Source organism: Leclercia sp. LSNIH3 (genome assembly GCF_002935105.1).
Taxonomy (GTDB): Bacteria; Pseudomonadota; Gammaproteobacteria; order Enterobacterales; family Enterobacteriaceae; genus Enterobacter; species Enterobacter adecarboxylatus.
Window position 1 is genome coordinate 775,886 of record NZ_CP026387.1, and the last position, 14,137, is coordinate 790,022.

The window sequence follows — 14,137 nt, forward strand, 5'->3', positions numbered from 1 at the left end:
TAGGAATCTTCAGGAAGCGTCAGCCGTTCCCGGGAGGGACTCCGGGGGCTGCGGGGCAAAACCGCGCAGACCGACAACGTGAACGTGCTCGCTGTTCTGGTAGACCTTACGCACCAGTTTATAGGTGGTGCCTTTCTCCGGGCTGATGTTTTCCGGCGCCGCGATAATCAGCTGCATATCCAGACGGTCGCACAGCTCAAACAGTGTGGCGATGGAGCGGGCATCCAGACGTGCCGCTTCATCGAGGAACAGCAGGCGGCATGGCGAGATATCTTTGCCGCGCAGACGCCGGGATTCGTCTTCCCAGCTCTGTACCACCATCACCAGAATCGACATCCCGGTACCGATAGCTTCACCGGTAGACAGCGCGCCCGATTCTGCACGCAGCCAGCCGTCTGAGCCACGGTTAACTTCCACTTCCATCTCCAGATAGTTGCGGTAGTCCAGCAGCTCCTCACCGATGGTTTGCGGTGTACGCTGGCCCATGTCGATTTGCGGATTCAGGCGCTGATACAGCTTCGCCAGCGCTTCGGAGAAGGTCAGGCGGTTACTGTTGAACAGATCCTGATGCTGCTCGTGCTGTTCAGCCAGTACGTCCAGCAGCGTGGCGTGGGCTTCACGCACGTTGACGTTCAGTCGCACACTGTTGACCTGGCCGAAGGAGACGCTCTGCAGACCCTGGTTCAGCTGACGGATTCGGTTCTGCTCGCGCTGGATCGTCTTACGGATGATGTTGGCTACGCTGCGGGAGCTGATCGCCAGCTTCTGCTCACGGGAGGTCAACTCTTCCGTCAGACGGCCCAGTTCGATTTCCATCTGTTCGATGGCTTCGACTGGATCGTCGGTGCGGATGATATCCTGACGAATACGCTCGCGCAGATGCTGATAGACTGCCACGAAGAACTGAATTTTGCGCTCAGGACGTTTCGGATCTTCAGACATGCGCAGCACATCGCGCAGGTGTTCGTTATCAGCCACCGCCAGACGCAACGCACCCAGTGCCTTATCCGACATGGAACGCAGTTCGTCGCCAGAAAGATAGGCCAGCTCGCGGCGATGCAGACGGCGTTCGACGCCGTTGTCTTTCACCATCCGCATCACGGCGCACCAGCCCGCTTTGGCGGTAACGACCTGCTCACGCTTCTCGTGGTAGTCGCGCTCCAGCTTGCGCAGACGGCGGGTCAGGTTATCCATCTCCGCTTCGCAGAAAGTGAGCGCTTTTTCAAGCTGGTTGCGGCGCGCACGGTTGTTGCTGAGCTGGGCATGCAGTTCGTCGCGACGGATACGCGCCCGCTCCTCTGCCCCACTGTCGGCCCGCACGCCGATATCCTGCAATTCTTTATGCAGGTCGGTCAGCAGCTCTTTCTTGGTATCAAAGGAGCTTTTCAGCGATGCCAGCACCTGGCTGTACTGGCTCAGCTGCGCGGCATGGCTACGCATCGCTTCACGGGCGCGGGTACGTTCTGTTTCCGCCTGCTCCAGACGCTGGCGCAGCTTCTCGTTCAGATCGCTATTACCGTTCAGCATTTCCGCCGAGTCGGAGTAGCTGAAGTGCGCCCGGCGCTGGGCCACTTCGGTCAGGGCAAACGCCTGCTGACGGGCTTCGCGCTGAACCTGCTGTGACCAGGCGTAATCTTCTTTTAGCTGTTCATACTGCTCGGGATCGCTTTGCAGAACTGACAGCAGCGGTTCGAGTTTCGCCAGCTGGTTGCCATGCTGCTGCACAAAGCGCGCAGCTTCCTGCGCTTCGTCGAGACGCTCCTGGATCTCATCAACACGATCGGCAAGGGTGTCATCCGCCAGCAGGTTAAGGCGCGGCAGGATGCGGTTCAGCGCAGCGACACCCTCTTTGGCCTGTTCGAACTGAACGCGGCTTTGCTGGTTGTCGTTTTCGTGCGCGGACAGTGCCCGCTCAAGCTCGGTACGACGGGTCGTGAACTTGCGGATCTCCGCCTCTGGATCGGCTTCAAACGCCACCGCCAGATGGCTACCGATAAAGCGGCTAAACGCCTGGTGCAGACGCTGGGTTTTCTGGACATCGAAAGAGAGCGTGGCGAAGCGCTCAGACAGCGCCTCACGCTCGGTATGCAGGCTTTCGATGCGGCTTTCACGTGCGGCGCGGCCAAACAGCGGCAACGACGGGAAGCGCGAATAACGCCACTGGCGATCGGCAATTTTCACCACCACGGCCTTTTCCAGTTCGTCGACGCCAAAGACGCTGTCATCGAACGACTGCGGATCCCCTTCGATCAGATAGAGATCTTCCGGGCAATCTTCCAGGCCTTCAAGCTGGTCAGCGATCAGCGACAGATCCGGCACCACGATAGCGTGGCGGGACGGACCATACAGCGCCGAGTAGTACGGGGCATCTTCCAGGCTGACGTCGTCATAAATTTCGGACAGCAGTACGCCGCCAAAACGCTCTGCCAGGGTGTTCAGACGCGCATCTTCTGCCCCGCCCGGCTGGCTTAAGCGTTCGATCTCTTCATCGACGGCACGCTTGCGCGCGCCCACTTCATCACGCTCAACAATCGCTTCGCGTTCACGCTCCAGCAGTTGCTGGAGGTACTCTGTCACTTCCTGGCCGGATTCGAACTCCTCGCCGCACTGCTCGCTAAGCTGACTGAGACTGCTCTGGGCGGCCAGCCAGATCGGGGCGCGCTGCATCAGCGTCTGAATACGCGACTGCAGCTGCTCCAGCTCCTGGCGCAACGCCATGCGTTGTTCCTGGGCGTTAGAGACGCTGTCGGACAGCGACGCGATACGGGCTTCCAGCTCCTGATGCAGGGCCTCCAGATCGTCAATATCGACCCGTTTACCCTGACGCTTGCAGAATTCAGCCAGCAGACGTTCTGCCTCCTGCTGTTCGCGCAGACGCTGTTCCAGCTCGTTCAGCCGCATACGCAGCGGCTGAACCTGTTCTGCCAGATGACGCTGATTGACGCCATCGCGCAGTAACTCGCGGGCCACTTCCCACGCCTCAGCGCGCGCCAGCGGACCGTTGATAGACGCCACCAGTTGGTAAGCCTGCTCAAACTGGCTGTGAGCGGATTGCGCCACGCTCATTTTCTGATCGAGATTCAGCAGTTTCTCGGTCGCTTCCTGCTCTTTTGCCTGGAAGGTTTCCAGCCACTGATCGGCGCTCTCCGGGGTCAGATCCGGCAGATGGCAGAGATCTTTCGCACGCTGCAGGGCCTGCAACGCCTGGTTGTACTGAATCGCGCGGGTTTGCTGCACGTCCAGCGCCTGCTGATAGTCGGCAAGCTGGCTTTTCAGTTCATCCACTTCCAGCTCGGCGGCTTCTGCGCGGCCTTCGTTCTCTTCCTGCTTGTCGGCGGCTTCGGCCACCACTTCGTTCTGCTCTTCCAGACGAATTTGCAGTTCATCGAGATCCGCTTCGTAGCGCTCAATTTTTTCCTGCTGGCGCAGCGCGGTCTGGACCAGGTTCAGGTGATCGCTGGCGGCCTGGTAATCGGCCTCCAGATCCCCTTCCGCCCCGTTATGTTCGGACAGTTCACGCGCCATCTCGACGTGCTTGTATTGCTCAGACGCCAGCTGCTTACGCGAGGTAAACAACTCGCGGCGATACTCAAGAGCCTGATCCAGATGGATACGGCGCTCGTTGGCGTGGCGCATATAGTCCGCCGCCACATAGTTGGTGGCTTCGCTGATGAGATGCTTAAACAGGTCGCGGTCCGACTGGGTTACGCGGATCGCTTCCAGCGTCATGCGGTTTTCACGCAGCGCCGCTTCCATATCCTGGAAGGCCTTACGCACGCCGCTGTTTTCCGGCAACAGGTAGTCGCGCAGGGAGCGGGTGATGGCACTGGAGATCCCGCCGTACAGCGAGGCCTCAATCAGGCGATAGTACTTACTACGATCCGAGGCCGAGCGCAGACGTCGTGCGACCACACCCAGATCGAACATCAGCGAGTGGTATTCGGTAATGGAGTTGAACTGCTTGAACTGCACGCCCTCGATGGCTTCCAGCTTGTCTTTCAGCTCCTGGAGCGTCAGCACACGCGCCTGACGGTCGTTGAGGGTTTCCGTTAACAGCGAGGTTGGCTGAACGGACGTTGGCAATCCCTGAATGGCAAACGGCTTGATGTCCACCTTACGGTCACGCCCGGCAACCTGCTGCAGACGCACGCCGACGACCACGCGCTGGTGACGGGAGTTGATCACGTCCAGCACCGAGTAACAGACACCCGCCTTCAGCTTGCCGTGCAGACCTTTATCGCGTGAGCCGCTGGTTGCACCGGCTTCGGTGGTATTACGGAAGTGCAGTAGCGTCAGATCCGGGATCAGGGCAGTGACGAACGCCGCCATGGTGGTGGATTTCCCTGCCCCGTTACCGCCCGAGAGCGTCGTTACCAGCTCATCGAGATCAAAGGTGCGGGCAAAGAAACCGTTCCAGTTAATCAGCGTCAGTGAGCGAAATTTACCGCGTTCAATCATTACTCTTCCTCCCCGCTATCCGGCTGAGTGTCTTCATGCTCATCATTGAGCTGCAGATGGTTTTCCACCGGCATCGCTTCGCCATCACGGATCATGCGCAGCTGCGCTTCACGGGCGTCGTCACCCACGCGCACGTCGGCGCCAAAGCGGAATACCGATTCCGTGATGCGGAATTTACTGCTGTCGTGGCCCATAAACCACACCATGCCCAGACGACGCAGACGGTTCAGGGAAGAGCGTACTTTTTCCTGTAACTTCTGACGGTCAACGTCGGAACCGGTGGAGCGGTTGTTCACCAGCTTCAGCAGCTTGCCTTCATCGGCCAGCGTCATCAGCTCGTCATAAAGCTCCTGCTGGGTGAAGATACCTTCGTTAGCCAGACGCTCCGGGCTGAGATAGAGGTAGCAGAGAATTTTGCCGACCATCATGTCCAGCTCGGACAGCACCGAACGCGGAATAAGCGTGGTGGAACGCGGGCGCAGGTAGAAGAAACCTTCCGGGGCGCGGATCAGCTCCACGTTATAGCGGGCGTAAAACTCTTCCAGGTATTCCTGGAAATCCATCAAAAAGGCGTGATTATCCAGCTCGTCGAGACCAATGTGACGACCGGCACGCAGCTGGCTGTCCAGCGCCGGAAAGATCGGATTTGCCAGCGCCTGGGCCAGTTTTACTGGCATCACGTGTTCAATATTTGTCAATGACATGCGCCTGTACCTTGGCTCCGTAATCGTTAATTGGCTGCCACTTCGGCGGCAGGCCGGTGAAATCTGCTTGCGCGACGCCCAGGCGTACCGCCTGGTCAACCACGATGCGGGCGATATCAAAATGGCGCGCACGCGGGTATTGTGCGAGGTAGTCACGCACCACCAGACCGAGATCCAGCGGTTTGTTTTTGGCTTTGAAGATCGCCAGCTGCTCCTCGATCATCGCCGCAAGCTGTTCCCGTATTTCGTTAAACTCTTCATATTCAAGATCGGCTGGCAGTTCACCGGTCACCTCTTCGTCGCGCAGGCTCATCTCTTCGTCACGCATATCGAGCAGGCGGTCGGCACTGGCGTAGGTCAGTGCCCACGGTGCATCGAAGTAGGTCTGAACCGACTGGCGCAGACGCTGGGCAAAGACGCGGTTTTTATCCATGTCGATAGCGGTACGGATAAATTTATGCACGTGGCGGTCATAGCCGATCCACAGGTCGATGGCCTGCTGACCCCAGCTGATAATGCGGTCGAGTTTGCTTTGCAGGTCGAAGACCAGACGATCGACAAAATGCAGGTTGTCATGGGCCAGGGTGGCATCCTGAATGCGCAGCAGGTTGGCCTGCAGCTTGTCGCCCGCAGCTTCCAGCGTATCCTGCAGTTCACGCAGGGTGCCGGAAGTTTCCGATAACAGCATTTCGCAGCTGGAGATCGCCGCCCGCCAGTCTTTGTTCAGCAACTGGGCGATATCGTCTTTCACCAGTTGCTGCTGCTCGTCCATGATGCGCTGGGTCAGGTCGATGCTGTCGAAAATTTCAGCCACCGAGTATTTCAGCGGTGCATAGACGTTGCGGTGCCAGTGGAACTCGTCACCGTCTTCCTCAGCGGCATCGGCCGCCCGCTTCAGTTCGCCCGCCACAATGGAGAGCTGCATTGAAAGGCGCAGGGTCGAGAATTCGCGCTGACGAATGTAATAGTCGGTGATGCCGATACCCAGTGGCGTCAGACGATAGATGGCGTTTCCTTCCGCCTGCTCGCTGGTAAAGCGGTTCAGCAGACGTTGACGCACCATATCGTTAATCGCGTTATTGGCACGCACATTAATGGTTTCGCTGGTTTGCTCAAACGCATCACTGACATGGCGGAACGCATCCACCAGTTCGCCCTCGCTCATTTCTCCATCCAGCCGCTCGCTGTTCAGCGTGGCAACCGCCAGCAGAAAAGAGAGTCTGTCTACCGGCAGCGAGAGGGAGAAATCGTTTTTTCTGGCCCAGGCAACCAGCTCGGGGACTGTCTGGGAAAATTCACTCATAAGTTATCCTTGCTCTGCGGCTTGTGCGCGGTGACGTGTATGTAGCGGCCAAGGCTAATCCAGGGTTCCTGGCGACAGTACCGCGTCTCTAATTCTGTCAGGGCGTCAAAACAGTCATGCTGCTTTTGTTTATCACGCAGATAATCGTGAAACACCCTGATACCGGTTTTACCGGCGATCTGCCAGCCCATCGCTTCCAGCCAGCCATAGACCTGCTGCGGATCGCGCGGAAAGTCCGGTGAAAGCGTGCGCCGTTTCTTTTTGTACATGCCCTGCTGCACATAGCCAAAATTGCCCACCAGCACGTTACGCATCAGCAGGCCATTGGCGTTGTAAAACATCAGCGACAGCGCGCCACCAGGGCAAAGTATCGACCAGAGCGTCTGTAACAGCGCCTGGGGATCGGCGACCCACTCCAGCACCGCATGAGACAATATCAGATCAACCGGGCTTTCCAAATGTTGAGCGATGTCCTGAGCGGCGCAATGTATAAATTGCATGTTATCGCTCACACCTTTTTCCGCCGCGGCGCTTTCGGCACGGGCGATCATCTCTGCCGACAGGTCGCACAGGATGACATGGTGCCCACGCTCGGCCATTTTTATCGCCGTCTGACCTTCACCGCCGCCAGCGTCGAGAACGCGCAATTTTTTTGACCCGAAGCGGGCAAGAAGGATGTCCAGATCCTGCCAGAGGATCGTTTGACGCAATCGGCCCTTGGTCGTGCCATAAATATTGCGGGCAAACTTTTCCGCGATGTCATCAAAATTGCGATCCCGCATTGGGAGAGGCTCCACCCACTAACAACAAAACCGCTATTTTGTCACAGCCGGACGGATAATGAACCTCTCTGGTGTAATATCCCTGACAATCCTCAGCTGTATGGTCAAAAAAGGAGCCAGAAAGGATGCTTTTTACCCTAAAAAAATATATTGGCGGCATGATGCTTCCCCTCCCTCTTCTTCTGCTGTGTATCGCGCTGGGCCTGGGGTTGCTGTGGTTCAGCCGCTTTCAGAAAACCGGCAAGATTATCGCGACGGCAGGCTGGTTGGTGCTGCTGCTGCTGAGCCTGCAACCGGTGGCCGATGGCTTATTACGTCCAATAGAAGACAAATACCCGACCTGGCAGGGAAATCAAAAGGTTGCGTACATAGTGGTGCTCGGCGGAGGTTATACCTGGGATCCTGACTGGGCACCGAGTTCCAATCTGATTAACAACAGCCTGCCGCGACTCAATGAAGGGATACGCCTGCGGCTGGCCAATCCGGGTTCGAAAATGATCTTCACCGGGGCGGCGGCGAAAAGCAATCCGGTGAGCACCGCAGAAGCCGGTGCACGTGTGGCGCAGTCACTGGGAGTGCCACGGGAGGACATCATCATCCTCGACAGCCCAAAAGATACCGAAGAGGAAGCCGCAGCGGTGAAGCAGGCGATCGGTGATGCTCCCTTCCTGCTGGTGACCTCCGCCTCACACCTGCCGCGGGCAATGATCTTCTTTGAACAGCAGGGGTTACACCCGCTGCCCGCCCCGGCTAACCAGCTGGCGATTAGCGCGCCGCTCAACCCCTGGGAACGGATTATTCCGTCCCCGGTCTGGCTGATGCACAGCGATCGCGTGGGTTATGAGACGCTCGGGCGCATCTGGCAATGGCTCAAAGGGCCGTCAGACGAGCCAGGGAAGCAGTGATTTCGAGGCCAGGTCGAAGTTGGCGCGGTTAAAGTGCCCGGTATTCACCAGCTGCGCCACTTCGTCCCACAGCAGATACAGCCAGCGCCGCCAGAGGAAGGACTCTGAGACCGGCGCGCGCTGCAGATAGTGCCAGAGCAGATCTTCTGCCAGCCCGCTCTCGCTCAGGCGAAACAGTTCATACTCCCGCGGCGCCCACAGCATCACCCCTGGCCCGACCATCGCCAACAGCTGATCGCTACGGGGATCCTTGAGCATACTGCGCAGGGTAAAGTTGCCGTGGATCAGCACGCTGTTGTCGTTGAAGCCTTCAAACAGGGCGGGCAGGCATTCCCGGGTTCGAAACAGTATCCGTTTGTCCTGCATGGTCAGGCCGGTATTGCGGTACTGGTTTAGCGTTCCCCACAACACCTCAACCCGCTGGCGATACCAGAGCGGCCACAGATTCTCCTGGGTGCTGTCAACCGACCCGACCAGCCCCCCGCTGTCCATCCGGTGCCAGGCCAGCAGCGCCTCGACGATCTGATCTTTCAGCTGTTCCCAGCGTTCCGGGGTGCGGGCCGGGGCTTCAACCGGGACGCCCCGCAGGCGCTCGATCAGCAGTACGTCAGGACCCGGATGCTCCTCGTGGGTCATCACACCATATACGGTCGGCATTCTGACTGTGCCACTGCGGGCCAGCATGGAGATTTTCCACGCCAGTTGTCTGGCAACATCCGGTGAAGTGAAGCTTCGCGCCAGTAACGGCATGGGGTTTCCATGGCTGTCATATAACGACCACAGCGTGGTATCTGCTTTTTCATGCACGCACTCCACACGGCTCAGTTTTTCACCCAGCAGATGGCTGAGTTCGACAAGCAGCTGTTCCATTTCAGATTACCCCTATTAAGACTACTGCTTTTATAATGAGCGTCTGGCGGGCGAATGTCACTCTTATGCGACGATTCTTGAGAAGAAATACAGAAGATAAAATATCCCCTCAGCCGAGGGGATGAGGGGGGATTAACGCATCTCAGCGCGAACGCGGGCGAGATCCTCTGGCGTATCAACGCCTGTACCGGGAACTTCCTGCGCGACGGCAACATGGATCTTCTCGCCGTACCACAGTACGCGCAGTTGCTCGAGCATTTCGATATTTTCCAGCGGACTCGGCTGCCAGGTCACGTAACGGCGAATAAAGCCGGCGCGATAGCCATAAATACCCAGATGTCGCAGTATGTTGTCGCCGATCGCGTCGCGGGAAGCGGCAAAGCGGTCGCGATCCCAGGGAATGGTCGCGCGGGAGAAATAGAGCGCGTAGCCTTCCCTGTCCAGCACCACTTTCACGGCATTCGGGTTGAATGCCTCTTCGGCGCTGTGTACCGGCACGGCCAGCGTCGCCATACCAACCTGACGCTGGGCCAGATTTTCTGCAACCTGGCGGATAATCACCGCCGGGATCATCGGCTCATCGCCCTGCACGTTGACAATCACCGTGTCATCGCTGAAGCCGCATTTTTCGACCACTTCCGCCAGGCGCTCGGTGCCGGACTGATGATCGGCGCGGGTCATGCACACTTCGCCGCCCGCCGCTTCAACCGCACGCGCTACCTCTTCATGATCGGTGGCGACGATGATGCGGTCAGCGCCGGACTCACGTGCACGTTCCAGCACGTGGACAATCATCGGCTTACCGTTAATGTCGACCAACGGTTTACCCGGCAGGCGGGTGGAGGCGAAACGCGCCGGAATGATGACAACAAAACTCATGGTTTGCTCTCTTCGGCCGCCAGCGAACGGGCTTCGGTTTCAAGCAGGACGGGAATGCCGTCGCGCAGTGGGAAGGCAAGGCTATCCAGTTTGCAGATTAACTCCTGCTTGTCCTGGCTGTAGTAGAGTTTGCCGTTGCACACCGGGCAGGCAATAATTTCCAGTAAACGGTGATCCATAGTTCCTCCGTATCAATAATCGTTAAAGTTTACCATATTCCATTTTCAGACCGCGTCTATTTCCCAGCCACTTCGACAGGCCGCAAAAAGTCCGTCGGGAAGATGGCCCAGCGCGATCCGCGTTGCGCCCTGCCAGCCCGCAAAATCACTTATCGCAGCGGTCAGCCCCTTTTCCAGCCCAGCGCTGACCCGCACACCCTTCTCCAGCCAGAGGGCGATAATCTGCAGCTCACCGGTTTTACGGTGCATTTTTGCGTCCATTCGCCCCACCAGTTGCCCTTTATGCAGCAGCGGCAGAACGAAATAGCCGTACTGACGTTTCGGTGCCGGGGTATAGCACTCCAGCCGGTAGCTGAAGTTAAACAGCTGCTCCGCACGCTTACGATCCCAGACCACCGGATCAAACGGCGACAGGACAGCGCTGTGAGTGGCGGTGAGTTTGCCCGCCTGCGCCTGCGTAAGCAGCGGCAGCAGATCGGCATGCAGCCACATTTCGCCCAGGGTTTCTACCTCGACACGCACCACTTGCTGCTGCGCCTGCCAGCCTTCAAGCAGAGGCCCCAACGCCGGCTGGCGCAGGCGGTAATAATCGGCTAACCACTGCCCGCGAAAAATGCCCAGGCTACGGGCGCTGTTTTCCAGCATCACGGCCTCGGCCGCCGCCTGGGTCAGCATATCCCGGCTGTCATCCCACTCCGGCATCACCCGGTGAGTGAGATCGTAGACGCGCTGAAAGTTACGTCTTTCGATCACCATCACCTTTCCGGCGGTAAATAGCCCCTCAAGATGGCGTTTATGCGGCTTCCACTCCCACCATCCGCTGGTGCCTTTACGAGGATGTTCGAAATCGGCGGAACGTACCGGCCCCTTCTCGTGGATATGAGCGATCAGCTGTTCAATTTCTTCTGCGTGTTCCTGCATCCATGCCTGGCGGTATTTCCAGCCCATGTTGTCGGGGGAGAGCATCCGATGACGCACCAGGGCAAAATCGCTGCGCGGCAGGAAGCACGCCTCATGCGCCCAATACTCCATGAGTTCGCCCTGACGCAGCGCGCTATCCAGCCATTCGGGCGGGTAGTGGCCGAGACGGCTGAACAGCACCAGATACGGGCTGCGGGCAACGATATTGATGGTGTCGATCTGCAGCAGCGACATGCGCTGGATGGTTGTAAGAATATCGGCGGGCTGCGCGCGGCGACGGGGCTTTTTCAAAAGCCCCTGCGCGGCAAGATGAAGATGACGTGCGGCTGAAAGCGTGAGTTGCGGTAAAGCCATGCCATTTCCTGTGTGTTAGTGCGCGGGTGAACCCTCTTCTGCCAGGGCAATGAGCGCCTGCAGCAGTCGTTCAGGCTGTTCGCCCTGCAGTTCAGCATCAACCGGTAAATACCACCAGTTATCGCGGGCAAAGGCACGGCATTTCACCGCATCTTTTTCGGTCATGATCAGCGTCTGACCGGGCGCAGTAAAACCTGCAACCTGCGCCTGGCTCAGCGCCTGATGGTCGGCCAGCGGTACCGTATTGAGGAGCCGGGCGCCGCAAGCTTCGAGCGTAGAGAAAAAGCGCGGGGGATGACCAATGCCGGCCATCGCCACCAGGTTTGGGAGTTCAGCAACATCACGCCTTTCCCCGGTCACAAGATTCACGGCCAGGCCAGGACGCAACTGCATCGGGATTTCCCCCGCCTGTGCGGAACCGCCGTTGACGATGACCGCGTCCACAGATTTTAAGCGAGAAGCACGCTCGCGCATCGGCCCGGCGGGTAACCACCAGCCGTTGCCAAAGCGGCGCACGCCGTCAATCACCACAATCTCTTTATCCCGGGCCAGGGCGTAGTGTTGCAGCCCATCATCGGTGATTACCATCTGCACGTCCGTCTGACTTAGCAGGGCCTGAACCGCCTCGCTGCGCACCGGTGAAACCGCGACCGGAGCACCGGTGCGCTGAAAGATCAGCACCGGCTCATCCCCCGCCTGCGCGGTGGTAGTTTGCCCGGTCAACAGCAACGGGTAGCGCTCCGCCTTTCCGCCGTAGCCCCGGGAGACAACCCCCACACGGATACCGCGTTGGGTCAGCTGTTCCACTAGCCAGATAACCACCGGCGTTTTGCCGTTGCCGCCAGCGGTGAGGTTCCCCACCACCACCACCGGCACCGGGGCACGCCAGGCCCGCTTCAGCCCCACTTTATAGCTGAGGCGGATCAGGCCGCTCACCAGGCCATACAGCCAGGAGAGCGGCAACAGCAGCAGCCAGAGTAGAGACTCACCGGACCAGATGCGGGCAATCATGCGCCAAACTGCATCTTATGAAGTTGCGCGTACACGCCCTGATGCGCCAGCAGATCGGTATGGCTACCGCGTTCAACGATATAGCCATCTTCCACCACCACGATTTCATCGGCTTTTTCGATAGTCGACAGACGGTGCGCGATCACCAGCGAGGTGCGGTTCTTTTGCAGCTCATCCAGCGCAGACTGGATGGCACGTTCGGACTCCGTATCCAGCGCCGAGGTGGCTTCATCGAGGATTAGGATTGGGCTGTCACGCAGCAGCGCGCGCGCAATAGCGATACGCTGGCGTTGGCCGCCGGAGAGCAGCACGCCATTTTCACCGATAATGGTATCCAGACCATTATCCATTTTATTAATGAAGTCCATGGCGTAGGCCATTCGCGCTGCAGCTTCAATCTGCTCACGGCTGTACTCTTCGTTACGGGCATAGGCGATGTTATTGGCCACCGTGTCGTTGAAGAGATGCACATTCTGCGAGACCAGAGCAACCTGGTTACGCAACGACCGCAAGGTGTACTCGCGCAGATCGTGACCATCAATCAGGATTTCTCCCTCATCGATGTCGTAGAAGCGGGTGATCAGGCTGGCAATGGTCGATTTACCTGAGCCAGAGCGGCCCACCAGCGCGACGGTCTTGCCTGCCGGGATTTTCAGATTGATGTTACGCAGCGCTGGCGCATCACGACCCGGGTAGGTAAAGGTCACGTTGCGGAATTCTACATCACCGGTTGAGCGCTCAATCACGCGTTTACCTTCGTCTTTTTCCTGTTCGGAATCGAGGATCGCAAACAGGGTCTGACAGGCTGCCATCCCGCGCTGGAACTGGGCGTTAACGTTGGTTAACGATTTCAGCGGGCGCATCAGGGCAATCATCGACGAGAAGACCACGGTAATAGTACCGGCGGTTAAGGTTTCCATCACACTCGGGAAGCTGGCGGCGTAGAGAACAAATGCCAGTGCCAGAGAGGCGATAAGCTGAATGATGGGATCGGAAATGGAAGAGGCAGAAACCATCTTCATCCCCTGCAGACGCATCTTATTGCTGACCTTATCGAAGCGCTTGGTTTCCACTTCCTGGCCACCAAAAATCAACACCTCTTTGTGTCCTTTCAGCATCTGCTCTGCACTGGTAGTGACCTGCCCCATCGTGTTCTGCATGTTCTTACTGATGCTGCGGAAACGTTTGGAGACCACGCGGATGGCGATCGACACAATGGGCGCCAGCACGATAAGGATCAACGACAGCTGCCAGCTGTACCAGAACATGAGGACAAACAGACCAATGATCGAGGCCCCTTCACGCACCACGGTAATGAGCGCGCTGGAGGAGGAAGACGCAACCTGCTCGGAGTCGTAGGTAATACGCGACAGCAAGGTACCGGTCGACTGCTTGTCGAAGAACGCCACCGGCATGCCCATCATATGGCTGAACAGGCGACGACGCATGGTCATTACCACCTTGCCCGATACCCATGAGAGGCAGTAGCTGGAGATATAGCTGGTGATGCCGCGTAAAATCATCAGGCCGATAACCACCAGTGGCATCCAAAGCAGCACTGAGCGATCCGTTTTACCAAAACCGTCGTCCAGTAACGGTTTGAGGAGCGATAACATGAAGGTATCGCTGGCTGCGTTGAGGATTAACGCTACGCCCGCCACGATAAGGCCCGTTCTGAAGGGCGCAATCACCGGCCAGAGCCGGCGGAAGGTCTGCCACGTGGAGAGATCTTTGTCGTTATGCATTCAAAAAACCAGCATTTGTTGAAATA

At 58.1% G+C, this 14,137-nt stretch carries 11 protein-coding genes; 1 reads left to right on the forward strand and 10 read right to left on the reverse strand.

Annotated features, from left to right (window positions below; translation table 11 throughout):
* Nucleotides 1–9: 9 nt before the first annotated feature.
* From mukB to cmoM, 4 genes are read right to left on the reverse strand one after another with little or no spacing between them, the layout of a single operon-like run.
* On the reverse strand, nt 10–4,458 hold the full coding sequence (gene mukB / locus C3F35_RS03850) for a chromosome partition protein MukB (protein ID WP_032617372.1): 4,449 nt from the start codon (nt 4,456–4,458) through the stop codon (nt 10–12).
* Nucleotides 4,458–5,162 carry a chromosome partition protein MukE gene (gene mukE / locus C3F35_RS03855; RefSeq protein ID WP_032617371.1) on the reverse strand — a complete coding sequence of 235 codons (705 nt, stop codon included), beginning with the start codon at nt 5,160–5,162 and terminating at the stop codon, nt 4,458–4,460. The genes mukB and mukE overlap by 1 nt, the downstream gene beginning before the upstream one ends.
* Nucleotides 5,143–6,465 (reverse strand): chromosome partition protein MukF, encoded by a 1,323-nt coding sequence (gene mukF / locus C3F35_RS03860; protein ID WP_032617370.1) that lies wholly within the window; start codon nt 6,463–6,465, stop codon nt 5,143–5,145. Before mukF ends, mukE begins: the two co-directional genes overlap by 20 nt.
* Nucleotides 6,462–7,247 carry a tRNA uridine 5-oxyacetic acid(34) methyltransferase CmoM gene (gene cmoM / locus C3F35_RS03865; RefSeq protein WP_059308364.1) on the reverse strand — a complete coding sequence of 262 codons (786 nt, stop codon included), beginning with the start codon at nt 7,245–7,247 and terminating at the stop codon, nt 6,462–6,464. The genes mukF and cmoM overlap by 4 nt, the downstream gene beginning before the upstream one ends.
* A 125-nt stretch (nt 7,248–7,372) precedes the next feature.
* Between cmoM and elyC the strand changes: the two genes are divergently transcribed.
* The gene (gene elyC / locus C3F35_RS03870) at nt 7,373–8,152 is read left to right on the forward strand and encodes an envelope biogenesis factor ElyC (protein ID WP_103792006.1); all 780 of its coding nucleotides are present in this window, start codon (nt 7,373–7,375) and stop codon (nt 8,150–8,152) included.
* Here elyC and C3F35_RS03875 read toward each other — a convergent pair.
* From C3F35_RS03875 to msbA, 6 genes are all read right to left on the reverse strand, one after another.
* Entirely contained in the window at nt 8,129–9,022 is an 894-nt protein-coding gene (locus tag C3F35_RS03875; RefSeq protein WP_032617366.1) for a YcbJ family phosphotransferase, read from the reverse strand. The two genes, elyC and C3F35_RS03875, sit on opposite strands and share 24 nt — an antisense overlap.
* A gap of 132 nt (nt 9,023–9,154) precedes the next feature.
* Complete coding sequence (gene kdsB / locus C3F35_RS03880; protein ID WP_032617365.1) at nt 9,155–9,901, reverse strand: 3-deoxy-manno-octulosonate cytidylyltransferase; 747 nt, start codon at nt 9,899–9,901, stop codon at nt 9,155–9,157.
* Nucleotides 9,898–10,080 (reverse strand): protein YcaR, encoded by a 183-nt coding sequence (gene ycaR, locus C3F35_RS03885; RefSeq protein ID WP_039029479.1) that lies wholly within the window; start codon nt 10,078–10,080, stop codon nt 9,898–9,900. The genes kdsB and ycaR overlap by 4 nt, the downstream gene beginning before the upstream one ends.
* A 45-nt stretch (nt 10,081–10,125) precedes the next feature.
* On the reverse strand, nt 10,126–11,355 hold the full coding sequence (locus C3F35_RS03890) for a winged helix-turn-helix domain-containing protein (RefSeq protein WP_103792005.1): 1,230 nt from the start codon (nt 11,353–11,355) through the stop codon (nt 10,126–10,128).
* 15 nt (nt 11,356–11,370) lie between these two features.
* Nucleotides 11,371–12,366: a tetraacyldisaccharide 4'-kinase gene (lpxK, locus tag C3F35_RS03895; protein ID WP_103792004.1), complete on the reverse strand. Its 996-nt coding sequence runs from the start codon at nt 12,364–12,366 to the stop codon at nt 11,371–11,373.
* Entirely contained in the window at nt 12,363–14,111 is a 1,749-nt protein-coding gene (msbA, locus tag C3F35_RS03900; protein WP_032617360.1) for a lipid A ABC transporter ATP-binding protein/permease MsbA, read from the reverse strand. The genes lpxK and msbA overlap by 4 nt, the downstream gene beginning before the upstream one ends.
* Nucleotides 14,112–14,137: the final 26 nt, after the last annotated feature.

Bases quoted from the DNA above. Each gene is read 5' to 3' on its own strand.
- mukB (WP_032617372.1), bottom strand. From the start codon at position 4,458: ATGATTGAACGCGGTAAATTTCGCTCACTGACGCTGATTAACTGGAAC.
- mukE (WP_032617371.1), bottom strand. From the start codon at position 5,162: ATGTCATTGACAAATATTGAACACGTGATGCCAGTAAAACTGGCCCAG.
- mukF (WP_032617370.1), bottom strand. From the start codon at position 6,465: ATGAGTGAATTTTCCCAGACAGTCCCCGAGCTGGTTGCCTGGGCCAGA.
- cmoM (WP_059308364.1), bottom strand. From the start codon at position 7,247: ATGCGGGATCGCAATTTTGATGACATCGCGGAAAAGTTTGCCCGCAAT.
- elyC (WP_103792006.1), top strand. From the start codon at position 7,373: ATGCTTTTTACCCTAAAAAAATATATTGGCGGCATGATGCTTCCCCTC.
- C3F35_RS03875 (WP_032617366.1), bottom strand. From the start codon at position 9,022: ATGGAACAGCTGCTTGTCGAACTCAGCCATCTGCTGGGTGAAAAACTG.
- kdsB (WP_032617365.1), bottom strand. From the start codon at position 9,901: ATGAGTTTTGTTGTCATCATTCCGGCGCGTTTCGCCTCCACCCGCCTG.
- ycaR (WP_039029479.1), bottom strand. From the start codon at position 10,080: ATGGATCACCGTTTACTGGAAATTATTGCCTGCCCGGTGTGCAACGGC.
- C3F35_RS03890 (WP_103792005.1), bottom strand. From the start codon at position 11,355: ATGGCTTTACCGCAACTCACGCTTTCAGCCGCACGTCATCTTCATCTT.
- lpxK (WP_103792004.1), bottom strand. From the start codon at position 12,366: ATGATTGCCCGCATCTGGTCCGGTGAGTCTCTACTCTGGCTGCTGCTG.
- msbA (WP_032617360.1), bottom strand. From the start codon at position 14,111: ATGCATAACGACAAAGATCTCTCCACGTGGCAGACCTTCCGCCGGCTC.